This window comes from Flavobacterium buctense, from assembly GCF_014486695.1.
In the GTDB taxonomy this organism is placed as follows: Bacteria; Bacteroidota; Bacteroidia; order Flavobacteriales; family Flavobacteriaceae; genus Flavobacterium; species Flavobacterium buctense.
The window spans coordinates 199,775-223,479 of sequence record NZ_JACTAB010000003.1 but is presented as its reverse complement, the minus strand read 5'-3'; the positions used below and the strand labels follow the sequence as shown (position 1 = coordinate 223,479).

The 23,705-nt window shown below is 37.3% G+C and carries 24 protein-coding genes, 1 tRNA gene and 1 riboswitch; of the genes, 8 read left to right on the top strand and 17 right to left on the bottom strand.

Annotated features, from left to right (window positions below; translation table 11 throughout):
* Position 1: 1 nt before the first annotated feature.
* The 5 genes from scpA to ICG50_RS06760 all read right to left on the bottom strand — a co-directional run bounded on the left by scpA (position 2) and on the right by ICG50_RS06760 (position 5,022).
* Positions 2 to 2,128, bottom strand: a complete 2,127-nt coding sequence (gene scpA / locus ICG50_RS06780) for a methylmalonyl-CoA mutase (RefSeq protein WP_187660152.1) — start codon at positions 2,126 to 2,128, stop codon at positions 2 to 4.
* A gap of 2 nt (positions 2,129 to 2,130) precedes the next feature.
* Positions 2,131 to 3,492 carry a methylmalonyl-CoA mutase subunit beta gene (locus tag ICG50_RS06775; protein WP_187660151.1) on the bottom strand — a complete coding sequence of 454 codons (1,362 nt, stop codon included), beginning with the start codon at positions 3,490 to 3,492 and terminating at the stop codon, positions 2,131 to 2,133.
* A 9-nt stretch (positions 3,493 to 3,501) separates the two neighbouring features.
* Positions 3,502 to 3,855, bottom strand: coding sequence for an FtsB family cell division protein (locus ICG50_RS06770; protein ID WP_187660150.1), 354 nt, complete (start codon positions 3,853 to 3,855; stop codon positions 3,502 to 3,504).
* Between the two features lie 10 nt (positions 3,856 to 3,865).
* On the bottom strand, positions 3,866 to 4,474 hold the full coding sequence (gene udk / locus ICG50_RS06765) for a uridine kinase (RefSeq protein ID WP_187660149.1): 609 nt from the start codon (positions 4,472 to 4,474) through the stop codon (positions 3,866 to 3,868).
* 470 nt (positions 4,475 to 4,944) lie between these two features.
* A tRNA-Pro gene (locus ICG50_RS06760) sits at positions 4,945 to 5,022 on the bottom strand.
* Positions 5,023 to 5,162: 140 nt separating this feature from the next.
* Here ICG50_RS06760 and trxB point away from each other — a divergent pair.
* On the top strand, positions 5,163 to 6,110 hold the full coding sequence (gene trxB / locus ICG50_RS06755; RefSeq protein WP_187660148.1) for a thioredoxin-disulfide reductase: 948 nt from the start codon (positions 5,163 to 5,165) through the stop codon (positions 6,108 to 6,110).
* A 34-nt stretch (positions 6,111 to 6,144) separates the two neighbouring features.
* Here trxB and ICG50_RS06750 read toward each other — a convergent pair whose 3' ends face one another.
* Positions 6,145 to 7,188, bottom strand: a complete 1,044-nt coding sequence (locus ICG50_RS06750) for a M28 family peptidase (protein WP_379761536.1) — start codon at positions 7,186 to 7,188, stop codon at positions 6,145 to 6,147.
* Between the two features lie 2 nt (positions 7,189 to 7,190).
* A complete protein-coding gene (locus ICG50_RS06745) occupies positions 7,191 to 8,291 on the bottom strand; it encodes a DUF3667 domain-containing protein (RefSeq protein WP_187660147.1) in 1,101 nt (366 codons plus the stop codon).
* Positions 8,292 to 8,362: 71 nt separating this feature from the next.
* Between ICG50_RS06745 and ICG50_RS06740 the strand changes: the two genes are divergently transcribed.
* Together ICG50_RS06740 and ICG50_RS06735 are read left to right on the top strand one after the other, a co-directional pair.
* Complete coding sequence (locus ICG50_RS06740) at positions 8,363 to 8,818, top strand: DUF1801 domain-containing protein (RefSeq protein WP_187660146.1); 456 nt, start codon at positions 8,363 to 8,365, stop codon at positions 8,816 to 8,818.
* 3 nt (positions 8,819 to 8,821) lie between these two features.
* Positions 8,822 to 9,319, top strand: a complete 498-nt coding sequence (locus tag ICG50_RS06735) for a GNAT family N-acetyltransferase (protein WP_187660145.1) — start codon at positions 8,822 to 8,824, stop codon at positions 9,317 to 9,319.
* A gap of 30 nt (positions 9,320 to 9,349) precedes the next feature.
* Here the strand turns inward: ICG50_RS06735 and ICG50_RS06730 are convergent, their stop codons facing one another.
* The gene (locus tag ICG50_RS06730) at positions 9,350 to 9,889 is read right to left on the bottom strand and encodes a YceI family protein (protein WP_187660144.1); all 540 of its coding nucleotides are present in this window, start codon (positions 9,887 to 9,889) and stop codon (positions 9,350 to 9,352) included.
* Positions 9,890 to 9,898: 9 nt separating this feature from the next.
* A complete protein-coding gene (locus ICG50_RS06725) occupies positions 9,899 to 10,267 on the bottom strand; it encodes a c-type cytochrome (protein ID WP_187660143.1) in 369 nt (122 codons plus the stop codon).
* 79 nt (positions 10,268 to 10,346) lie between these two features.
* Here ICG50_RS06725 and ICG50_RS06720 point away from each other — a divergent pair, with 79 nt between their 5' ends.
* Positions 10,347 to 10,736: an OB-fold protein gene (locus ICG50_RS06720; protein ID WP_187660142.1), complete on the top strand. Its 390-nt coding sequence runs from the start codon at positions 10,347 to 10,349 to the stop codon at positions 10,734 to 10,736.
* A 54-nt stretch (positions 10,737 to 10,790) separates the two neighbouring features.
* Entirely contained in the window at positions 10,791 to 11,630 is an 840-nt protein-coding gene (locus ICG50_RS06715; RefSeq protein ID WP_187660141.1) for a DUF5777 family beta-barrel protein, read from the top strand.
* A 71-nt stretch (positions 11,631 to 11,701) separates the two neighbouring features.
* Here the strand turns inward: ICG50_RS06715 and ICG50_RS06710 are convergent, their stop codons facing one another.
* The 4 genes from ICG50_RS06710 to ICG50_RS06695 form a co-directional block, all read right to left on the bottom strand.
* The gene (locus ICG50_RS06710; RefSeq protein WP_187660140.1) at positions 11,702 to 14,155 is read right to left on the bottom strand and encodes an FG-GAP-like repeat-containing protein; all 2,454 of its coding nucleotides are present in this window, start codon (positions 14,153 to 14,155) and stop codon (positions 11,702 to 11,704) included.
* Between the two features lie 36 nt (positions 14,156 to 14,191).
* Entirely contained in the window at positions 14,192 to 15,319 is a 1,128-nt protein-coding gene (locus tag ICG50_RS06705) for a hypothetical protein (RefSeq protein WP_187660139.1), read from the bottom strand.
* Between the two features lie 111 nt (positions 15,320 to 15,430).
* Complete coding sequence (locus ICG50_RS06700; protein ID WP_187660138.1) at positions 15,431 to 15,979, bottom strand: acyl-CoA thioesterase; 549 nt, start codon at positions 15,977 to 15,979, stop codon at positions 15,431 to 15,433.
* The gene (locus tag ICG50_RS06695) at positions 15,972 to 17,294 is read right to left on the bottom strand and encodes a DNA recombination protein RmuC (RefSeq protein WP_187660137.1); all 1,323 of its coding nucleotides are present in this window, start codon (positions 17,292 to 17,294) and stop codon (positions 15,972 to 15,974) included. Before ICG50_RS06695 ends, ICG50_RS06700 begins: the two co-directional genes overlap by 8 nt.
* A gap of 148 nt (positions 17,295 to 17,442) precedes the next feature.
* Here ICG50_RS06695 and ICG50_RS06690 point away from each other — a divergent pair, with 148 nt between their 5' ends.
* The 3 genes from ICG50_RS06690 to ICG50_RS06680 all read left to right on the top strand — a co-directional run bounded on the left by ICG50_RS06690 (position 17,443) and on the right by ICG50_RS06680 (position 19,504).
* Complete coding sequence (locus tag ICG50_RS06690; RefSeq protein WP_187660136.1) at positions 17,443 to 18,387, top strand: proline and serine-rich protein 1 family protein; 945 nt, start codon at positions 17,443 to 17,445, stop codon at positions 18,385 to 18,387.
* 71 nt (positions 18,388 to 18,458) lie between these two features.
* Positions 18,459 to 19,025 (top strand): pseudouridine synthase, encoded by a 567-nt coding sequence (locus ICG50_RS06685; protein WP_187660135.1) that lies wholly within the window; start codon positions 18,459 to 18,461, stop codon positions 19,023 to 19,025.
* Between the two features lie 26 nt (positions 19,026 to 19,051).
* The gene (locus tag ICG50_RS06680; RefSeq protein ID WP_187660134.1) at positions 19,052 to 19,504 is read left to right on the top strand and encodes a tRNA (cytidine(34)-2'-O)-methyltransferase; all 453 of its coding nucleotides are present in this window, start codon (positions 19,052 to 19,054) and stop codon (positions 19,502 to 19,504) included.
* Between the two features lie 20 nt (positions 19,505 to 19,524).
* Here ICG50_RS06680 and ICG50_RS06675 read toward each other — a convergent pair whose 3' ends face one another.
* Genes ICG50_RS06675 through ICG50_RS06660 form a run of 4 tightly spaced genes read right to left on the bottom strand, consistent with a single transcriptional unit; the run spans position 19,525 to position 23,405 of the window.
* Positions 19,525 to 20,310: an ABC transporter ATP-binding protein gene (locus ICG50_RS06675; protein WP_187660133.1), complete on the bottom strand. Its 786-nt coding sequence runs from the start codon at positions 20,308 to 20,310 to the stop codon at positions 19,525 to 19,527.
* Positions 20,311 to 21,339, bottom strand: a complete 1,029-nt coding sequence (locus ICG50_RS06670; RefSeq protein WP_379761530.1) for an iron chelate uptake ABC transporter family permease subunit — start codon at positions 21,337 to 21,339, stop codon at positions 20,311 to 20,313. It lies immediately after the preceding gene.
* A gap of 18 nt (positions 21,340 to 21,357) precedes the next feature.
* A complete protein-coding gene (locus ICG50_RS06665; RefSeq protein WP_187660132.1) occupies positions 21,358 to 22,494 on the bottom strand; it encodes an ABC transporter substrate-binding protein in 1,137 nt (378 codons plus the stop codon).
* Positions 22,495 to 22,550: 56 nt separating this feature from the next.
* On the bottom strand, positions 22,551 to 23,405 hold the full coding sequence (locus ICG50_RS06660) for a T9SS type A sorting domain-containing protein (RefSeq protein WP_187660131.1): 855 nt from the start codon (positions 23,403 to 23,405) through the stop codon (positions 22,551 to 22,553).
* 81 nt (positions 23,406 to 23,486) lie between these two features.
* Positions 23,487 to 23,684, top strand: a riboswitch (cobalamin riboswitch).
* Positions 23,685 to 23,705 lie beyond the last annotated feature (21 nt).

Below are 23,705 nucleotides of genomic sequence, written 5' to 3'. Positions count from 1 at the left end.
GTTATTCTTCTAACAGTACCTCAAGGATATTTATCGCCGCTTCGCTAATCTTCGTTCCCGGACCAAAAACCGCAACGGCTCCGGCATCAAAGAGGAATTGGTAATCTTGCGCCGGAATTACACCGCCAACAATCACCATAATATCTTCGCGACCGTATTTTTTGAGTTCTTCGATTACTTGGGGAACGAGGGTTTTATGTCCGGCCGCTAAGGAGGAAACGCCTATGATATGCACGTCGTTTTCCACGGCTTGTTTAGCCGCTTCTTCCGGGGTTTGGAATAAAGGGCCAATGTCTACATCAAAACCTACGTCGGCATAACCGGTGGCTACCACTTTGGCACCGCGGTCGTGACCGTCTTGTCCCATTTTGGCAATCATAATACGCGGTCGGCGACCTTCTTTCTTGGCGAAAGCGTCGGCTAATTGTTTGGCTTTTTCAAAGCTCTCGTCGTTTTTTATTTCTTTACTATACACGCCGCTAAAACTTCTGATTTGTGCTTTATAGCGTCCGAAAACGGTTTCCAAGGCATCACTGATTTCTCCTAAGGTCGCTCGGTTTCGGGCTGCTTCTACGGCTAAAGATAATAAATTATCGTTTCCGTTTTTCGCACAGTCGGTTAATTGGGCCAAACACGCTTTTACTTTATCGTTGTCACGCGTGGCTTTTATCTGTTGTAATTGTTCGATTTGTTGTTTGCGCACCATTTGGTTGTCGACATCCAAAATGTGCAATGGATCTTCTTTGTCTAAGCGGTATTTGTTGACCCCAACGATGATATCTTGTGAACTGTCGATTCGCGCTTGTTTACGCGCAGCAGCTTCTTCGATTCGTAATTTCGGAATTCCCGCTTCGATGGCTTTGGTCATCCCGCCTAAAGTTTCTACTTCTTCGATTAGTGCCCAAGCTTTCTCGGTGATTTCAGCGGTTAAACTTTCTACGTAATAACTGCCCGCCCAAGGGTCGACTGTTTTGCAGATTTTGGTTTCTTCCTGTAAAAATATCTGCGTATTTCTAGCGATTCGTGCCGAGAAATCGGTTGGTAAAGCAATGGCTTCGTCTAAGGCGTTGGTATGTAACGATTGGGTTCCACCAAAGGCAGCCGCAGCGGCTTCAACAGCAGTTCGAGCCACATTGTTAAACGGGTCTTGTTCGGTTAAACTCCAACCCGAGGTTTGGCAATGCGTTCTTAGTGCCAATGATTTTTCGTCTTTCGGGTTGAATTGTTTTAGGAGTTTCGCCCATAACATTCTTCCGGCTCGCATTTTGGCAATTTCCATAAAATGATTCATCCCAATAGCCCAAAAAAACGAAAGGCGAGGAGCGAACTCATCAATCTTCATTCCGGTAGCCAAACCGGTTCGGATGTATTCTAAGCCATCGGCTAAAGTGTACGCCAACTCAATATCGGCGGTAGCTCCGGCTTCTTGCATGTGGTAACCCGAAATGGAAATCGAGTTGAACTTCGGCATTTTTTTACTGGTATATTCGAATATATCGGCTATGATTTTCATCGAAGGCGTTGGAGGATAGATGTAAGTATTGCGCACCATAAACTCCTTCAAAATATCGTTTTGTATTGTTCCAGAAAGTTGCTCCGGCGAAACACCTTGTTCTTCCGCAGCGACGATATAGAACGCCATAATAGGTAATACGGCACCGTTCATGGTCATAGAAACTGACATTTCGTTTAACGGAATTTGGTCAAACAAAACCTTCATATCTTCCACAGAATCGATGGCTACACCGGCTTTTCCCACATCGCCTACCACTCTTTCATGGTCTGAATCGTAACCTCTGTGAGTAGCTAAATCGAAAGCAACGGATAAACCTTTTTGTCCCGCAGCTAAGTTTCTGCGGTAGAAAGCATTACTTTCTTCTGCGGTAGAAAATCCGGCATATTGGCGAATCGTCCAAGGGCGACGCACGTACATGGTCGCATAAGGTCCGCGAAGATTTGGCGCAAAGCCGGCTCCAAAACCCAAGTGTTCTAAATTGGCGATGTCTTCTTTAGAGTAAGTTGGTTTTACTTCGATGTTTTCGGCGGTGAGGAAGTTATCGGTTGAGGTACTTTTCCCTTTTCCCTTTTCCCTTTTCCCTAATTCTATATGTTGTATATCCTTTCTCATAACTATGCTTCTTGGGATAAACGTTCCTGTTCCAGTTTCTCCGCCAAACGTTTTTCAATAATCGGGGTGATTAAGGTTTTGCGCGGGTTTTGTTTTACGAAGGGATATAATTCCAAGTCGTGTTTCATTTTGTCGTTTTTGTTGGGGTATTTGTTGGTGCCCAATAAAACTTCTTTGCCGCTATCGAACAATTCCTGTTCCTTGGCAGCGCTTTCGCTGATTTTCTTTTGGATATTGCCTTCGATTAGTTGGGTAATCAAACCTCCATTGGCTTCGATATCTTTGAATAGGAGCAATGCTTTTTCAGCCAATTGTTCGGTTAGCGATTCGATGTAATATGCGCCATCGGCTGCGTTATTGACTTTGTCAAAATAGCTTTCGTGTTTTAGTACTAATAGTTGGTTGCGCGCAATTCTATCGCCAAATTCATTGTCTTTATGGTACAACGCATCGTAAGGCAAATTCGCAATGCTATCGGCACCGCCTAAAATGGCCGACATGCATTCGGTTGTCGTACGAAGCATGTTGACGTTGTAGTCGTATAAGGTTTTGTTGCGTTTGGTTGGGGTAACGAGGATATGACAATCGAAATTGTGGTTGTATTCTTTGGCTAATGTTTGGAACAATAGTCTCAACGCACGCAATTTGGCGATTTCAAAAAAGTAATTGGTGCCAATAGCTATTTCGACAGTTATTGGCTGATTGATATTTGGAACCCGATTAAAATATTCGTTGACATGTGCTAAAGTATACCCTAATTGCTGAACCATATTGGCACCGGCGTTTTGGTAAATTCCGCTGCTGATGTTTAAGTATGGAATAGTGGTTTTGGAAGCAATCGAATTCAGTTTGTCAAAATCTTTGGCTAAATTTTCAAACCAATTGCCATCTTTTACCAATTGTCCGATGGGGTCAATTTGGAGGGAAATGTTGGCGTTGTTTTTAGAAGCAAAATCATTGATTTTATTTACGAAATCGATTGAAAGGAATGGCAAATAAAAAAAATACCGGGTGTTCCCCAAAGGAAGATTTTGCATCAATTCTTCTACAGAAATTGATTCGTTCTCTAGGGTAAAGCGAATGCTTTCGGCACCTCGATTTAAAGTTTCTAAAGCGCGTTCGTTTGATTTTTTGACATCGTGAACAAAGATATTTTGAAGGATGGAAAAGGTATTGCTATTTGGTCTGCTTTCTATTTTTTGTTGATCTCCGTCACCATGATAGAAAGGTTTTACTTTAATGCCTTCGGGGCTTTCCCAAACTAAAGTTTCGTTATAATCGGCGCCTTTGAGTTCGTATTGAATTTGTTGTTTCCATTGTTTGGAAGACACCGGTTCAAACTCCTTGAATAAATTGTCAGCCATGATTAGTAATTATAAAGATTTTGATTTTGACTGTTCTTCTTTTAGCGAATCTTCTTCAAATTCGATGATGTAAACGTCTTCGCTATCGCGTTTCATATAGTATTTTTCGCGGGCGTATTTTTCTATTTGGTCAGGGTTTTTGAGCAACTTGATGTTTTCTTGGTCTTTCCTGATTTCGTCCTGATAGTATTTTTTGTTGTCTTCTAGTTCGTCAAGTTGTTTGTTCAAGACGCGTTGTTCCATATAGGAAGTATTGTCGATGAAAAGCATCCAAACGATAAAAAAACACAACACAATAACGTATCGGTTTCCTAAAATTTTCAGGATAGGATAGGCATCGGTTAGGTTTTTAAAGAAGCTCATAACGGGGATTTTAAGTAATTCTTTGGTTGATTACGGCACGAACAACATCAATGGCCACGGTATTGTATTTGTCGTTTGGAATGATGATATCGGCAAACACTTTGGTAGGTTCAATAAACTGTTGGTGCATCGGTTTCAAAGTCGTTTGGTAACGGTTCAACACTTCTTCCATATCACGACCGCGTTCAGCGATATCTCTTTTTAATCTTCGGATTAGGCGTTCGTCGGAATCAGCATGCACAAATATTTTGACATCAAATAAATCGCGAAGTTCCGGATTAGTTAAAATCAAAATCCCTTCGACGATCATTACTTTTCTGGGATGGGTGACTATGGTATCATCGGTTCTGTTGTGGGTAATGAAAGAGTAAACCGGTTGTTGAATGGTTTTGCCGGCTTTTAAGTCTTTTAATTGTTGGACTAAAAGATCAAAATCAATAGCACGAGGATGATCAAAATTGATTAAGGCTCTTTCTTCAAAACTTAAATTGTGATTTTCTTTGTAATAAGAGTCTTGAGAAATGACACCCACTTCAGTCTCGGGCAATTCATTCATGATTTGGTGCACTACAGTTGTTTTTCCACTTCCTGTTCCTCCGGCAATTCCGATAATCAACATATGTTATTGTGTTATTTTTACTGAGAACAAAAATAGAAATTATATCGGAAGAGAATTTGATTTTTTAGAGAAAAGAGAAAAGAAAATAGAGGATAGAAAATAGAGGATAGAAAATAGAGGTGAGTAGCTTCTACTAGTGAGCTATTTTGCAGGATTACATATCCTGAGTTTGGTCTCTATAACAAATAAATCCTTTAGCAGTTTTGGCAAACAGGAGGGATTTACTGGTCGGGGTGATTTGATATTAAGAGGAGGACTGCCGGTGGCAGTCAGGTATACGAACTTTAGTTCGTTTAACTGTTATCGCTTAGCAGGATTACTTTGTGATCCTGAGTTGGTGCTCTATTACAAATAAATCCTTTAGCAGTTTTGGCAAACTGCCGGACTTTTTTATTTCAAATAAATTTTCAGGTGAACCTGAATTCATTTGAAATAAAAAATCCCTTCTGTTTACAACAGAAAGGATTTACTGGTCGGGGTGGCAGGATTCGAACCTGCGGCCTCCTGCTCCCAAAGCAGGCGCGATAACCGGGCTACGCTACACCCCGAAAGCGAGTGCAAATATAAAGTTATTATTTATTTTTCAAAGCATAATGTAAAATTATTTTTTTATAGCTTTTTATGATTTGAGGAGAATAAATTTTTCATTTTAATGCGTTACCTTTGCCACCGAAATAAAACACAAGTCATGTCAGATACTATAGAAAAAATTAAATGCCTTATAATCGGCTCAGGTCCTGCGGGCTATACCGCTGCTATTTATGCCGCCCGAGCTAATATGAATCCGGTATTGTACCAAGGAACACAACCGGGTGGACAATTAACCACAACTAATGAAGTAGAAAATTTTCCGGGTTATCCTGACGGGGTTACCGGACCGGAAATGATGGTGCAATTGCAAGCGCAAGCGCAACGTTTTGGAACTGATGTTCGCGATGGTTGGGCCACGAAAGTTGATTTTTCGGGACCCATTCACAAAGTTTGGATTAACGATTCGATTGAATTACACGCAGAAACGGTGATTATTTCTACCGGTGCTTCGGCTAAATATTTAGGTTTGCCTTCAGAGCAACATTATTTACAAACCGGTGGTGGTGTTTCCGCTTGTGCCGTTTGTGACGGATTCTTTTACAGAAACCAAGAAGTAGTAATTGTGGGTGCCGGTGATTCGGCTTGTGAGGAAGCACATTACTTATCAAAACTTTGTAAAAAAGTAACCATGTTGGTGAGAAGTGAGAAATTCAGAGCTTCTAAAATCATGGAAGAAAGAGTACGCAAAACGGAAAACATTACGATTTTAATGAACCATGATACCGTTGAGGTGATTGGTGACGGACAAGTTGTGAATGAAGTGAAAGCTTTAAACAAAACTACCGGAGCAGAAATCACGATTCCGGCAACCGGTTTCTTTGTAGCCATTGGTCACAAACCTAATACTGATATTTTTGCGGATTATATTACTTTAGACGAAACAGGGTATATCATTAATGTTCCTGGAACTTCTAAAACTAATGTTGCGGGTGTTTTTGTAGCCGGTGATGCTGCCGATCATGTGTATCGTCAAGCGATTACAGCAGCCGGTACCGGTTGTATGGCGGCTTTGGATGCTGAAAGATATTTGGCAGCTTTAGAGTAAATTTTTAATAAAATCTTTTAAGGCCGACTCATTGTTACTCTTTTTTGTCAACAATTAGTCGGTCTTTTCTATTGGCAATTTCCCAAGCAATGGCAAAAGCATATTGGGTGCGTTTGGTTAGCGCATCAAATTCAATCTTACTAACTTCATCACTGGCTCTGTGGTAATCTGCATGCGTTCCGTTGAATAAAAACACCGATGGAATTCCGTTTTTGGCAAAGTTGTAATGGTCAGAACGATAGTAAAAACGGTTAGGGTCTTTTTTATCGTTGTATTTATAGTCTAAGTCCAATTTGGTATATTCTTTATTCACGCTTTCGCAAATGTTGTACAGGTCAGAAGACAAGTAGTCGGAACCAATAACGTAAACATAATTATTGTTGTCTTTGTGCAAATCATCGCGGCGACCTATCATATCAATATTGACATCGGCCACCGTATTGATTAAAGGAAACAAAGGATTCTCGGCATAAAAACGCGATCCGTGCAAACCGTGTTCTTCTCCGGTTACGTGCAAAATTAAAATTGAGCGTTTCGGACCGTGACCTTCGTTTTTGGCTTTTTGAAAAGCCACCGCCATTTCCATTAAAGCTACAGTTCCTGAGCCATCATCATCGGCACCGTTGTAAACTTCTCCGTTTTGCACGCCTACGTGGTCATAATGGGCCGAAATTACCACAATCTCTTCAGGTTTTTCAGAACCTTCTATGTATGCCCAAATATTTTCGGAATCCGGTAAGTTTTCATTTCGTTTCGCATTCAAAAATGCAGCCGGAATGTGTTGGTAATAATCGGTAGCGCCTTTAGGAAAAGATACGCCATTTTTTTTGTAAAAATCAATCATGAATTTACCGGCTTTTTTTTGTCCGGCACTTCCCGTTTCACGTCCTTCTGTTTCGTCAGACGCGATGTAGGTTAAATTGGTTCGCAATCGGTCATTGGAAATGGCATTAAGGTACGTTGCTAGTTTGGCGTTTTTTTTGCTAACTGTAGTGCTATTAGCAACTTCTTTTTGAACACTACAGCCTATAAAAACTGTAAGCATTACTAGCGATAATGAAATTATTTTTTTAGTCATGATTAATGGATGTTAATAAATGAAAAGAAGAAAAGCCCAACTAGTATAAATGTTAGGACAAACAAATTGATAAAAAATATAAAGATACCTTTGATAATGGTCATTATCCTACTTTGTTCATAAAAACGATGATGCGCCGGGAAAAAGTAATAAAGCATATAGATAATAATAATCGATTCAACTATGTAGCTAATGATGTTCACAATCTGATATTGGACAAACAATTCAAAAAAGAAATTAAACAATTCGAGAATTAAGGAAGCCAAAAGTAAAAACGAAAAATAATGTAAGGTAAAAATGCCGTGGTCAAAGTAGTACCAACGCTTTTTACTTTGGAACAACCATAAAATAAATGCAAACAATGGCATGTAAATAAACAAAGCTTTCGGAATATTTCGAATAACGGATTCCATTAGTTTTTCATACACTTCTTTTTGGGTTCTGCCTCTTTTGACTAAAAGGATTTTTTTGTTCACCCAATATTCCAAATCAGATAGTTTTTCATCGGGTTTGCCAAATTTTTGAATTGAGTCTAAATGCTCCACTGAACGGTAGCCAAAATTCATATAATCACTGCCATCATTTTTTTGCTCTCTTTCGGTGACTTCTTTTTGCAAAGAGTCGGAGTCTTTTTTATCGATATAGCCATTTTTTTCCATATTGGCTATCCATTGCTTTTTTTCAAGATTGTCTTTCGCTTTGTTGATAGAATCCGCATCAGTAACCAATACTTGCTCCATTGGCTTGGCTTGATGCTCGTTGACCTTAACCATTTCATCTTCCGAAGCATCAGGAATTATAGAAATGAGAAAGAAAGTGACAAAACTGATAAAAATATAAAGTCGAATAGGTGCTAAATAAGACATTCGCTTACCTGAAAGGTATTCTTTGGTTAAAGAGGAAGGCTTAAAAATTAAATTTCGGATGGTTTTCCAAAAAGAGTTTTCGTAATGGGTTAAGTCTTCAAAAAAATGGACAAATAACTGAATAAAAGTTTTTCGGGTATTGGTGTTTTCTTGTCCACAATTGGGACAAAATCTATTTTCTACAACGTAACGACAATTCAAACAGGTTTTGTCTTTTCTTAGCTCATTTTTAGACATTGCTTTGTAATAAAAATCAATACGTAAATCTATAAAATTATTTCTATTTTTGAGAAAGAAAATAGAAAACCATGCAATCAAAAGCTTTAACACCGGATGACTATATCAATGAGTTGCCTTCAGACCGAAAAGAAGTGATTCAAAAACTCCGAAAAACCATCATTGACAATTTGCCAAAAGGCTTTCAAGAAGCTATGGGTTATGGCATGTTGGGCTATTGTGTGCCGCATTCCATTTATCCCAATGGTTACCATTGCAATCCTAAAGATCCGCTACCATTTATGGGTTTGGCATCGCAAAAAAACTTCGTGGCGTTTTACCACATGGGGATTTATGCCGATAAAAATCTGTATGATTGGTTTGTTTCAGAATATGGTAAACAGTGTAAATATAAATTAGATATGGGAAAAAGTTGTGTTCGTTTCAAAAAACTCGATGATATTCCGTATGATTTAATAGCCGAATTGACCCAAAAAATTTCTGTAGAAGATTGGATTAAAACCTACGAATCCGTGCTTAAAAGATAATTCATGGTTGTCATAGAAAATAATACCGATGCTAATTTTACCGATGTCAGAGCGATTGCCAATGAGGTTTGGCCCAAAACGTACGGTTCGATTTTGAGTCAAGCCCAACTTGATTATATGATGAACATGATGTACAGTGTTGAAGCTTTGCAGTTACAGTCGAATGAAAAGAATCATCATTTCATTCTGGCCAAAGAAGATGATATTTCGGTTGGATTTGCTTCTTATGAGTTTGAAGCAAATGCAACGAATAAGACCAAAATTCACAAAATTTATGTTTTGTCGTCACAACAAGGAAAAGGGACGGGCAAGACTTTATTAGATTTTATTGCCCGGGAAGCCAGATGCCAAAATAATTCTGCGGTCTTTTTGAATGTGAACAAATACAATTCTGCCCAACATTTTTATACAAAACAAGGTTTCGAGATTACGGAAGAAATTGTAATTGATATTGGGCAAGGATATGTAATGGACGATTATATAATGGAAAAAAAAATATAAAAAAATCCCCTGAAGAGTCAGGGGATTTTTTTATTTAAGGGTGAAATCTAATTTCACCGCTACTTTTTTACTCAGTTTTTTACTGACAACACTCGGTATCTCAATATCAAAATCATCGGTATTGACTGTGAAATCCGAATCAATTTCTACACCGGCATCCGTTTTTTTGATTTTGGCAATCACGGTAATATCTTTGGTTTTTCCGTGCAATTCCAGTTTTCCTTTAAGGGTATACTCTTTTGCGGTTGCCGTAAGTTTGGATAAGTCAAACCCCTCAATTTTTCCTTTAAAAGTAGCTTTCGGAAACTTATCGCTTTCGACATAATTTTCGTTAAAATGTTCTTCCATCAAGGCTACCTTAAAGCGAAAACCTTTCAACAAAGCCAAACTGGCAATTTCTCCAGTGGCCGGGTTTAGAATACAAGTTACCGCTTCGTTTTTGGCTTTTACTTCTTCAAAAGCCGGAACAGAGGCTTCAAAAGTTATTTTACCCGTTTTGGTTACTAGTTTGGTTTGGGCAAAATTTTGCACAACCACAAAAAACAGTCCATAAAACAATATTTTTTTCATAATTATAATTTATTCGATTAATCCTTGATTAGCCCAGGTAGTAACTTGATCTATAACAGCTTGAGGTAAGCGAGTGCCACCACTTGGCATCATACCCGGTGCCCCTTGTTCTCTTGATATTCGGTTTAATAATCCTCGCTCAAGAACCGCTTGTTTAACATTTTCGTATGTTGTTAAAGGCATAGGTGCTCCGTTAATTGGTGTTGCCGCATGACAAGAAATACAATTGTTATCAATAATGCTTTTTACAGTATTGGTATATGTGACTTCATCAAGGTCATCAATACCGATTAAATCAGCTGAAGAATCGTTTGTACAACTACTGACAAGAACTGTGCCGAGGAGAAGAGTTGAAATTAAGAGGGTGTTCTTTTTCATGATTTTTAATTTTTTTTGAATAAATTTAATAAATAAAATGGCTTAAGTTTACATATTGATACTATAAATTAACGTTATTATGAAGAAAAAGGTTTTTATTTTAGGACTTATTTTAGTTGGGGTTGGATTTGGTGTTTATAAATACCTTTATCAAGGGCATAGAGATATTGCGACAGAAGAAGCCAATTATACGGCTACAGTAAACGACATTTTTAATGCTTTTACCACCAATGATAGTTTGGCAAATGCGAAATATTTGGATAAAACGGTAGCTTTAAGAGGAAAGATATCTACTATTGATTTTGAGAACAAAATTGTGACAGTGGATGAAAAAGTATCAGCCCGATTTACAGGCAAACTTCCTGAAAGTATTAAACCTCAGGATTCTATTAATTTAAAAGGTAGATTGGTAGGTTTTGATGATTTGCTTGAAGAAATTCAAATGGATCAATGTAGCATAGTGAAGTAGGGTTCCTTTTGTTGTTGAATAAAATGGTTATGTTTAATAAATAGAAATTTAGTTATGAAAAAAGTACTGTTATTGTTATTGCTCCCTTTGGGAATGTTTGCCCAAGATGATTTGTTAAATGAAATTGACACTGCGACAACTGAAAAAAGTAAAGTAGAATCAGCCTTTAAAGCATTGAAAATTGTCAATTTAGAATCTACTAAATTGGCTTCCAAAGGTGATCTGTATTTTATAGTAGCACACCGATTTGGTTCAGTAAAAGACGGTTTCGAAGGATTTTATGGTTTAGACCAAGCGGTAACGCAATTGAAATTTGTATACGGATTGAACGATTGGTTAACTATTAGCGGTGCCAGAAGTGAAATAGCTTATGATTTCTCGGGTAAGTTCTTGCTTAAATCACAAGAGACAAATGGTTTTCCGGTTGCTATTGCCGGTTTTACCAGTTTAGCCATTAATAATACTTTAAAGGAAAGTCTTTATCCGGAAATGAAGTTTGACAATCGATTGGTTTACGTGGCCCAACTTTTAGTTTCCAGAAAATTCAACAATAAATTATCGTTGCAAATTTCACCCACTTATTTTCATGAAAATTTCGTGATTGATGATAACCAAGATAACAGTCAATACGCTATCGGTATGGGCGGAAGGTATAAGTTTGCTAAGCGTTGGTCTTTAAATATTGATTATGCGGCTCATTTAAATCGTTCCGGCAGTTCCCCGTTTCGTGATCCACTTTCTATTGGAGTTGACTTAGAAACCGGCGGACACGTATTTCAAATGCATTTCAGTAGTTCACAAGGGATGCATGAAGCTGGTTTCTTAGGAAATTCAACGGGAGATTGGGGAAGAGGCGATGTTTTTTTTGGGTTTAATTTACTTCGAGTATTTTAATAATAATTATAAAATGAAAAAGTCCTCTTGTGGTTAAACAAGAGGACTTTTTTTATGGGTAAAGCGGGCAGTTATTCTTTAACAAATTTCTGAGAGTAATCTTTGCCTTGTATGTCTCTTAACATTAAGATGTAAGTTCCTGTAGCCAAATGGTCAACAGCAATGCTATTGTTTACAACAGCGCTTTCGTGTACAATTCTTCCATTTAAATCAAAAACTTGTGCCAATTTGAATTCAACCGGATTAGCCGTGTTGATTGAAATGTTAATTATACTTTTAACCGGGTTAGGATAAACTGTAAAAACAGAAGTTTCAAAGGCATTAGTGGCTAATGTTGCACCTTCAACAACCATTAAAGATTGGTTTGGGGTAACATTATTGAATGTATCTACAATACCTGATGGCCATCTTACGATTACTTGAGTAATTGTAGTGGCAGTGCCTAATCCGAAATGAGCATTTAAAGTACTCATATATCTAAAGCCTTCGCCACTGCGCACATCTCTGATTTGTTTGCCCCAAGGACCATAGATTTCAACACGAGCTCCAATTCCGTTACGGTTACTTTGTATTCCTTGGAAGTTTACTTTTAACCAATTGTTACCGTTTGGTACCGCATAACGAATAGTATTGCCGTTTTGGAAATCAATGAAACCGTCGTTGTTTAAGTCGCCAACAGCGCCTACACTGATGCCGCCATAGCTAACCGGTTCGAAAACATTATTTCCTTGGTTAAACATTATTTTACCACCACCACCAAGAACATCAACGCGTCCGTCATTGTCAAAATCATAAGCAATGTTGTCAATATTGGTTGAGGTGTTAGTATCCCATCCTGAACCTGCAGTAATGTTAGTAAATGCTCCTAAGACACCACCATTTGACTCAAGATTATTTCTAAAAAACCGATGCGTTCCTGCACTAGCCGTAATGATTACATCCATATCTCCATCATTGTCGAAATCAGCAATGGCAGAGGACCAAGTTTGAATAGGTGTTACGTTAATTTGTGCCAATGCTGAAACATCTGTAAACACACCGTTGCCATCATTTCTGTGCATTTCACAGGGTGGTCCTGAACATTTTGAGATGAACATATCTGAATCACCATCATTGTCAAAATCCGTCCATAAAGAAGCATAGTTTCCTCCACTTGGCGTTATACCTAACATTAAAGCGCCGTTTTGACCTGATTGATAATATTGCATGTTAGCGTTACCATCATTGATATAATATACGTTTGGTGCTACATCGTGACAAGAAAAGGCGTCTAAGTGTCCGTCATTATTGATGTCAACAAAGTTAGTTCTTTGACAGAAAATATAATCTGAAGGATTGATATTGGTGTAGGCCGTTCCGGTACTATTAGATCTCCAAAAAGTTAAACCACTACCACTTCCAAGAAGTATATCGTTGAATCCGTCTTTATTGTAATCGCCGGCAGCCATACTCCAAGAAGGCATGTCACTAGTTCCGGTTATTGGAAAGTCTGTAGGGGTAAATGCTCCACCAGTTACTTGATAATGAACTCTCATATTGTTAGAACTTACTCCAACTAAATCGTCTTTGTAATCTCCATTCATATCTGCTATACAGATATTGTAATTGCTGTTTAAAGAAGCTAGTGTTTGTGTTGTATAATTTACCGGTACAATAATCGGCACTTCAGTAATGGTAAAGTCAAAGCCATTATTGCTCCAACGATTATCCCATACTATATAATATGTAACACCGGCAGCAACGGTAAATGTTTTAGTAGATAAATTCGAATTTGTATTGCCAAAATTACAAGCAATAACACCGGAATTATCATCACTAGTAATACAAGTCAGTCCCGTAGTACAGCTTCCTGAATAAACACTAAAGAAGGTATCTTTACAAATGTTGATTGCTAAATCTGAAGAAATAGTAACATTTGCATTTACAGTTGGAGTATAAGAATACCACTTTGATAATGCAGCAGTAGAGCAGGCAGTGGTGATGTTAGTTTGGTCAATAGCGGCAACAGTAGTTGTACCGGCAGTTACTGCTACGGCTGCATTACAAGGATTGTAACCGGCCGGGATTTCTGAAATTTGAAAATCAAAGCCTATCGAAGAATATCGATTATCCCATACAATATAATAAGTTGTTCCGGCTATTGCATTAAACGTACCTCTTGAAAGGTAAGAATTAGTATTGCCCGAATTACAATTAATTACACCGGAATCATCATCGCCCAACACACAAGTCATAGTCCCGCAAGAACCGCTGTAAATTCTTAATCGAGTATCCTTACAAATATTTTGCATTAAATCTGAAGATACTGTGGTAGTGTAATTTTGAGTTGGCGTGTATGCATACCACTCTACTGCAGTAACATTCGCGTTTCCAAAATTACAGGTTACTGATGGCAGTTGAGCACCGTTTATGGTACTGATAGTGTATGTTCCTGCTGTTACTGGCAATGCCGAAGCACAATCGTCTTGTGCAAAAGACAGATTACCAGCTAAAAGCAAAACAAAAAATAAGGTAATTTTTTTCATTAGTATGGCTTGGTTTAAATTGTTTGTTTATTATTGTTAAGGACAACTTTGTAAAGAGTTAATCCATTCTTCTATCAGTAAAACACCTTCATCATGAATTAATGTTCTCCCGTGCAAAGGCATTCTGAAAGCTTCATTGGAGGTATTAATTCGGTGAAATAACATGGATTCATTTGTTTTTCCCGGAGTCACAATATTGCTCAATTGAGGGTCAAAATCTTGCATGTCTTCAGTTGGAACACAAACCCCCATATTGGTATGTCCATTAGCACCGTTAGTATCACTAAAGGCTAAACGTAATGGTCTGTAATCACAATGTCCTTGCTCCTTGTGACAATGGGCACAGTTAATATCAAAATAAGAACGAACTCTCTGTTCCAAAGGTTTAGAAGTATCATCGTAATTGATGGTAGTATTTTCAGCAGTTGGAAAAGTGAAATTATTCTCCAAATAACCTTGTTCTATCCATTTGGTCAATTGGTTTTTGGAAGTTCCACCATAATTGTAGTTGAAATTTAAATTTTGTGGTTTTATTCCAATTGGGATGTATCGGGTTTCTTCTACACCATTCACTTCTTCTTTGAATTTGTGACAAACAATACACTGTACTTCAGATGGGATTCTGTAATTAACATCTCTGGTTATGTTGTTGTCATCTTTGAAATTAATGGGTTTATAACTTCCGGCTAAATCTAAAAAAGCTTCAGTTTGTTCTGCATTCCATACATAATCGGCAAAAATCCAACCACTTTGTTTTCGAATCATGATACGGGTTTCAATAATCATTTCGGTATTGGCAGGTTGAACTTTATCGTAATAAAAAGTTTTTATCAAAACCGAACCTACAGGCATGTTTAGGATTTTATCATCACCTTCATAAGTTGCTTTAGCACCCGGTGGCATCCAAACAAATCTTTTTTTGTGAGCATAATCACTAAAAAGAACACTAGCCGGTTCATAAGGAATGACATTTAAGGAAGGAATTTGGTTTTTTAAGTCACCTTCAAAAAAATGATAATCGGATAGTTTAGGATAAGGAACTTGCGTCAAATCAACAACAACCGGTGATACCGGAGTGTATTCCTCATCATCGTTGTCGGAACAAGAATAAAAAATGGTTATGGCTAAAACTAAAAAAGTAGCAAGTAGGTAATATTTTTTCATAGGTTTTTTAAAATGCAATCCAAAAATAATAAAAAAAATATAATATCCTATCAATTAAATAATTAGTAATATATATTTTTAAAATTTTATAGGAATCCTTTAAGATTTACGCTAAAACGCTATTAATTTTACATGATAATTCTTTAGTTTTTTGATGGCATCAGCCGATTTGTAATCAAAAACTTCTTCATGCAAATTTTTATCTTTTTTCAAAGCAATAAGTTTGATGCAATTGTAAAAACGACGAATTTCTTCATCATTAGCTAAAATCAATCCGGGAACCGCTGTGTTGTTGCCTTTTTCATCTTTAGCTACCATCGTAAAATAACTTGAATTGCAATGTTTGATTACGCCGGTTTGAATGTTTTCAGCTTCAACTCGGATACCAACAATCATCGAGCTTTTGCCAACATAATTCACACTAGCTTTCATGGTAACCAATTCACCAACTTCAATCGGATTCAAAAAATCGACCGTATCAACCGAAGCGGTTACACAATAATGTCCGGAGAATTTAGAAGCACAAGCAAACGCAATTTGGTCGAGCAAAGACAAAATATAACCACCGTGAATTTTACCGCTGAAATTGGTATGCGAAGGCAACATCAATTCGGCTATCGTAATTTTAGAAGCGTCTACATTTTTGTACTTGTCATTCATCTTTTTCAGCTCTGGTTAGGATATTTTCGGGTAAAGCTTTTTTGGCCTTGGCGCCCATTTTTTTTAATTTTTCAACGCTGGTAACTAAGTTTCCTTTTCCGTCAACGAGTTTATTCATAGCACCTTGATACTCTACTTTGGCTTCATCCATTTTCTTTCCGATTTTAACCAAATCACCCACAAAACCTTCAAATTTGTCATATAAAGCTCCGGCTTGTCGCGCAATTTCAAGAGCGTTTTCTTGTTGCTTTTGGTTGGTCCACATACTGTCAATAGTGCGCAAAGTAGCTAAAAGCGTTGAAGGTGTAACAATTACTATGTTTTTCTCAAAGGCTTTATTGTAAAGTGTAGTATCTTCATTAAGAGCCAATGCAAAAGCGGATTCAATAGGGATAAACAACAACACAAAGTCCGGACTTTCCATTTGGTACAAATCCTGATAATTCTTCTCACTCAATTGGTCAACATGGCGTTTCAAAGCGATGACATGTTCTTTTAAATATTGTGATTTTGCAGTATCATCTTCTTCATTAATATAGCGTTCATAAGCGGTTAATGTCACTTTTGAATCGACAACCATTTTTTTGCCATCGGGTAAATTAATCACAACATCAGGGAAAACGCGATTGCCCTCTTCTGTAGTGAAACTTTGCTGTACTTCGTATTCGCGTCCTTTTTCTAACCCCGATTTTTCTAGTACACGCTCCAAAATCAATTCGCCCCAATTACCTTGCATTTTGCTGTCGCCTTTCAAAGCTTTGGTCAAGTTCAAAGTTTCTTTGCTCATCTGCTCATTCATTTCACGCAGGCCAAGAATTTGTTGGCGCAAAGCCGCATGATAATCAATACTTTCCTTGTGTGTGTCTTCGACTTTCTTTTCAAAAAGCTGGATTTTGTCTTGTAAAGGCGTTAAAATATTTTTGAGGTTTTCTTTGTTTTGTTCAGTGAATTTAGTGGTTTTTTCCTCTAAGATTTTGTTGGCCAAATTTTCAAATTCTTTAGTAAATTTCTCCTGCAATTTCTCGACTTCATCTTTTTGTTCTTTGTTGCGTTCCCATAGATTTTCAAAATCGGTTTCTTTTTTGGACAATTGAATGGCCAATGCCTCTTTTTCTGTACGAATGTTTTCACGTTCCTGAACCGTTTGGTTGACTTGATTTTTGAGTTGCTCAATTTGTTGGAACAAACCATTGATTTTTTCTTCCAACGACGCTTTATTCGATTGTGATTGGGCGGCGAAAAGCATTTTGCCTAGGTAAATCCCAATGGTTAAGGCGATTATAAAAGCAATAAGTAGCATCAAATTATCATTCATATAAGTCAAATATTAAAATTTAAATATACACAGTTTTGGACTAATTTTTACACTGATTTAAAAATTGTTTTTTAAATTGGCATCGTTTTTGAAAAATCAAAAAAAATGACCAATGCTAGATAAATTATAAATTTAAAAATTATTGAATATGATAAAGAAAATTACCCTTTTAGCGCTTTTACTTATTACAATGGTATCTTTTGCCCAACCGGGTATGGTTGGACATTTGACTATTTTTTCAGAAGATGGAGATAAGTTTACACTAATTCTCAACGGAGAAGTCATTAACGATGTTCCTCAAACTAATTTGAGAGTTGAAGATTTGAACCAGCCTTATTACAATGCCAAAATTAAATTTGAAGACAATACGTTAGCGGATATTTCTAAAAACAACTTGATGTTAACAGACGTAGACGGCATTTTTTCTGATGTAACCTATAAAATCAAAAGGGATAAAAACAACAAGACCAAAATGAAGATGAATTATTTCTCTTCTATTCCGGTGCAGCCTGATTTTATTCCGGCTCCTAATGTTCACGTTATACACTACGGTCGCCCAAGACAAGTTGTTGTTCAACAACCTGTTGGCGGTGTTACACAAACCACCACTACTACCACTACTCAAACCGGCGGAACTTCTGTTGGGGTTGGTGTTAATGTTGGTGGAGTCAATATGGGTGTAACCATCAATGATGCTACAGTAGGAGGAACTGTTACACAAACCACCACGACCACTACAACTAATGTTGGCGGAACTGCAGTTTTAGAGGAGGCGGAACCAATAAGAGGTTGTAATGGAAGAACTTGTATGACTGCAAGAGATTTTAATGCAGCCATGACTACCATCAAAAACCAAAGTTTTGAAGATACTCGATTAAAGACGGCTAAACAGGTTATCACTGTGAATTGTTTAAATACAGATCAAATTATCCAAATTGCCAATACCTTTAATTTTGAGGATAACAAATTGGATTTTGCTAAATATGCCTACGATTATTGTATTGAACCTAGAAATTATTTTAAACTTAATGGTATTTTTTCTTTTAGCAGTAATGTGGATGAATTGTCCGATTATGTTCAAAGTCGCCAATAATTTTTTTTAAATAATAGGCTAAAGACTGTCCTTTTCGGATGGTCTTTTTTATTTTTGTATAAATCTGTTTCATGAATCACCAACATTTCTTAATTCACAAGCCACACGGTTATTTAAGCCAATTCGTTTACGAGAAAAAGCGACACAAAAAATTGCTGGGCGAACTCTATGATTTTCCAGAAGGAACCATGGCCATCGGTCGTTTAGATGAAGATTCGGAAGGCTTGCTTTTGTTGACTACGGATGGAATGATAAGTGAAATGGTAAGAAGTAAAACCATTGAAAAAGAGTATTATGCCCAAGTCGATGGTATTATTACTCAAGAAGCGGTTGAACAGTTAAAATCGGGTGTGGAAATCGGTTTTAAAGGCATACGATACACCACTAAAAACTGTCGAGCAAAAATCATTGATAAGCTTCCGGAATCCATTGGCGAAGGCCGAAAAATTCGCGATGAACGTCACGGGCCAACCAGTTGGGTTTCCATTACTCTCACGGAAGGTAAATTTCGTCAAGTTCGAAAAATGACTGCAGCCGTTGGATTTCCGACTTTACGATTGGTGAGAATTCGAGTTGGACATATATCTTTGCAACTCAAAACCGGAGAAGTTCTAGCAGTAGAGAAATTCAATATCTAATAATCCAACAATCTAACAAACTGAAAATGCTAAATATCGTTCTTGTAGAACCCGAAATCCCCAACAACACCGGAAATATCGGACGTCTATGCGTTGGAACCCAAAGTCGGTTGCACTTAGTTCATCCATTCGGATTTGAAATCAATGACAAGAATTTAAAACGTTCCGGTTTGGATTATTGGGTGCATTTAGAGGTTACAGAATACCAAAATGTAGCCGAATGGATAGCAAAGATTAGTGACAAATCAAGAGTGTTTCTGATGAGTTCACACGCCTCAAAATCGATTTATGAAGCCGAATTCCAAGAGGAAGACTGGTTGGTTTTTGGGAAAGAAAGTGCCGGATTAAGCAAGGAAGTTTTAGCTCAATTCGAAAATCATTTGACCATCCCGATGTCGAATTTAATTCGAAGTTACAACATCGCCAATTCGGTGGCGTTTGTGGTTGGCGAAGCGAAAAGACAGATTAATTTGAAATAGTATTCAGTCACAGTTGGCCGTTAAGAAATCATAAACTTCCCTTTTTCACCATCAAAAGTGATGGAATCGTCTTTGAAAAGTAGACTAAAAACGCCTTTTGTAATTAGATTACAAGGTTGATCTTGCACAACATTATCTTCTGTCATAACAATCATTTCATCGCTTAGTTGAATGGCTAAGTCGATATCATGTGTCGAAAACAAGATGCATTTCCCGGTTTCCTTTGTTAACTTTTTCAACAGTTTAAAAACCGATACTTTGTGCAGTAAATCCAAATGAGTTGTTGGCTCATCTAAAATAATCAGTGGAGTATCTTGTGCCAAAGCTCTAGCAATCAAAACAATTTGCAATTGACCGTCACTAATTTCGTGGTATTTTTTGTATACCAAATGTTCGATATGCGTTAGTTCAATAGCTTGGTTGATTTTCTGATGATCTTCAGCGGAAAGATTGCCTAACCAATTCGTATAAGGTTGTCTTCCTAAGGCGATTAGTTCGAACACAGTCAGGTTGCTTGGCGGTAATTTTTCGGTCAGTACCAAACTTAAATTTTGTGCCAATTCCAAGGGTTGAAAATCATGGATGTTTCTTTCGTTCAAAAAAACGGCACCTTTTAAAGGTTTTTGAATTCCGGTCAACGTTCGCAATAAAGTAGATTTTCCAATGCCATTGGCACCAACTAAGGAAATCAGTTGTCCGGCAACCAAATTCAAATTCAGATTTTCGGCAACGACATGATTTTCGCGTTTGGAATAGTATCCAATGCTTAAATCGTTCGATGACAATATCGTTTTAATAGAACTCATTTAGGTCATGCTTTTTTTTCTGATGATTAACCAAATCACAATAGGTGCTCCTATAATTGAAGTAATTGCATTAATCGGCAAGGTAAAATCAAAGCTCGGCATTTGGGATACCGTATCACAAAATAACATAATAATGGCGCCAATTAGTATTGTACTCCAAAATAAAATTTTGTGGTTACTGGTTTGAAATAACAATTTAGACAAATGCGGTACTGCCAAACCTACAAAGGCAATTGGTCCGGCAAAAGCAGTAATGCTTCCGGCTAAAATACTCGTAGCAAAAATGATGGTGTATCTCGACTTTTTAAGGTTCAACCCCATACTTTTAGCGTAATTTTCTCCAAGTAATAAAGCATCTAATGCTTTTAAAGTCAGTAAACTCAGGAACAAACCAACAATCACAGAAATGCTTAATACAATAATATTTGGCCAAGACAAATTACCAAGGCTTCCCATAGACCAAAAAGTGTATTTCTGCAATTGTTCGGCCGAACTGAAATAGCTAAAAACGCTTACAATTGCACTGGTAAAACTACTGAACATCAATCCTACTATCAAGATTGACATTGTATCACGCAAGCGCTGGGAAACCATTAAAATCATCAATAAGACCAATAGGCTTCCCAAACAGGAAGCCAAAATAATACCGTAAGAAGATAATAAAAATGGTGAGCATACTGCAGGCAATAAACCGGCACCAAGTATCACAAAAGCCACACCCAAACTCGAACCTGAACTCAAGCCCAAAACATAAGGTCCGGCGAGCGGATTTCGAAACAACGTTTGCATCAACAAACCGCTAATTGACAATCCGATTCCAACTAAAATTGCCGTAATCGCTTTGGGTAACCTAAAATTCATAATGATGTATTCCCAAGTTTCTTTTTCGGCCTGACCGCCAAACAAACTTTTAAAAACTTCTTTACTAGGAATCGCCACTTGACCAAAAGAAAGGTTCAAGAATAATGTCATTAACAATGTCAATGACAAGAAGGTAAAGAGGAAAGTATTTCGGTTATTAGTTTTCAAATTTGTGTAATCTGTGTTCTATTTCAATTTCTCAAAAAAGAAAGGCTCGTAACTCGGTAATAAGTCAGGATGCAAAATTTTAACAATGTCTTTTAAAACAATGTCCGGTCGGTTTGGGGCCAATTCGTAATACAAAATTCCACCGGTTTTTCCTTTTTTACCGCTGAACGAATATACATTTTTATTTTTGAACGCGGCAAATTGAGCATAGTGCGGATTTTTGTCTGTCATCTCTTTTAAAGAAGCAAACTGTCCCGAGGTAATCCAAATATCGGCATTTTGGGCTTTTTCAAAAACCGTTTCAAAGGATAATGACAAGCTTCCGGTGCCGCTGGTTTCTTTCCATAAATAATGACCTTTGGCTTCTTTTAGGAATAAACTTCCCCAACTTGTACCTTTAGGCAAATACCAACGATTTTCATACATATCGCCGGCTAAAATGGTTGGTGTTGTAGTAGCCATTTTGGCAATTTTAATGGTTTTTAAATAATCTGTTTCAATTTTGGCGAAGAGTTCATAGGCTTCTTTTTGTTTGCCGTATAAAGCTCCGAAGAACTTAATCCACTCGGCTTTGCCTAGCGGTGTCTCTTCGTTCCAATCACCATTGAGCATGACTTTTAAACCACTTTTTTGTAAATTATCCAAAGTCGGATTGTTGTTGTCAATGCCGTAACCGATAATTACATCGGGCTGTAAATTGAGCACAACTTCAGTATTTAAATCTTTGTTATTGCCTAACTCTTTGACCTTTCCGGCTTCAATTCGCGCTCTCACTTTTTCGGAAGAAATATAATCCAAATGCGGAAAACCAACCAAAGTATTTTCTTCCTCCAACATTTCCAAAGACGGAATATGCGTAGTAGAAGTCACAACAATATTTTTTACCGGAACCGCAATAATCGGGTTTTGTTGTAAGCTATCGGGAACGATTCCTTCTTTTTCTTTTAGGATGTAAGTATAAGTTTTAGTGGCTTTAGGCCAAGGATTTTGAACCGTTAATATAGAATAGCCATCATAGTTATGTAGGGAAAATCCCTTGGCATACTGAACAGTGTTCTTTGCTGAAACAGTTGGTATCGATTTCGTTTCAGTTTTACAACTAATAGAAAGAAGTAATGGTATGGCCAATAAAAATCTAGATAAATACAATTTCATGGAAACGCTTTTTGCAAGTGATGCAAAGGTATAGCGAAACAATTGTAAAATGGATTTTATTTTTTAATCAGCTTATGATTAAACGTTTGTCCGCTTTCAAATTGAAGGTTCAAAATATACAGACCTGTGTTTAATTGCTCGATTTTAAAATCTAATTCGTTTTTTGAGGCGGTTGATACTATAGTTTTGCCGGTAAAGTCGATAATAGCATAGTGGGTTATCAATTGATCTGTCTCAATGTTTAAATAATTTGAAAATGGATTTGGGGATACTGTTGATTGAGGTTTTTGAATTACCTCATTGGATAAATATACCGCCGGCTGACCATAAGCGTTAGCGATAACGGTAGAGTAGTTGTTTAGGGCTAGTTGTAGCTCTGATGCATTGCAATTGCAGACTAGCGAATAATATTTTAAAAAAGCAGTACCTGCTGATGGATAAGTTAAGGCATAGTAAAACACGTTATAAGTCTGAAACAACTGATTTAAACCGGAGTCATTCGTAACTATTATATTTCCGGATGTTCCAATCGGGATTCCCACGTTGGCATCAACTAATTCTATATTAGAAGAATCTCTAAACCAACCCATATCAGAAACACCGGCATCGGCTACTACACTCGAATAGGCTTGTAAATCAGTAATAAATTGAGCAGGGAAAGTGCCGGGAATACTCAGGATTCTACCGACATAGGCTGGGTAGGGATGTCCTCCTTTTTCTCTAAAAAAAGTCACACCATAATTGCTAAAAATAGTATTTAAACCAGAATCGTTTGTAATATTACAGAGCCAATCATTCATAAAATACCCACAACTAGGAGTTCCAACACCGGCATTAACCAATCGAATTTCAACATCTGGTTGCGAAAAGGCTAAATTAGAAAGCAATAAAAGAAAGAATAACTTTTTCATTATCAGTAGTTTTAATTGTAGATAAATATAAGAAAATAATTTCAGTCAAATAAAACATTGGTTATTTCTTTTTACACATTATATTTGTTACCGAATTAAGGTTGCGATTTCGATTTTTCAAAATCGCATTAAAAGGGAATTTGGTTCAAATCCAAAGCTGTTCCCGCAACTGTAAGCTATCAAGCTTGTTGTTATCTGCAATACCATTGTTCCAATATCGGGATGAGAAGGTCAACAACAAGACGCAAGCCAGGAGACCTGCCTAATTCATCGAGTAACAAACTTTCGGGACAAAAGGTT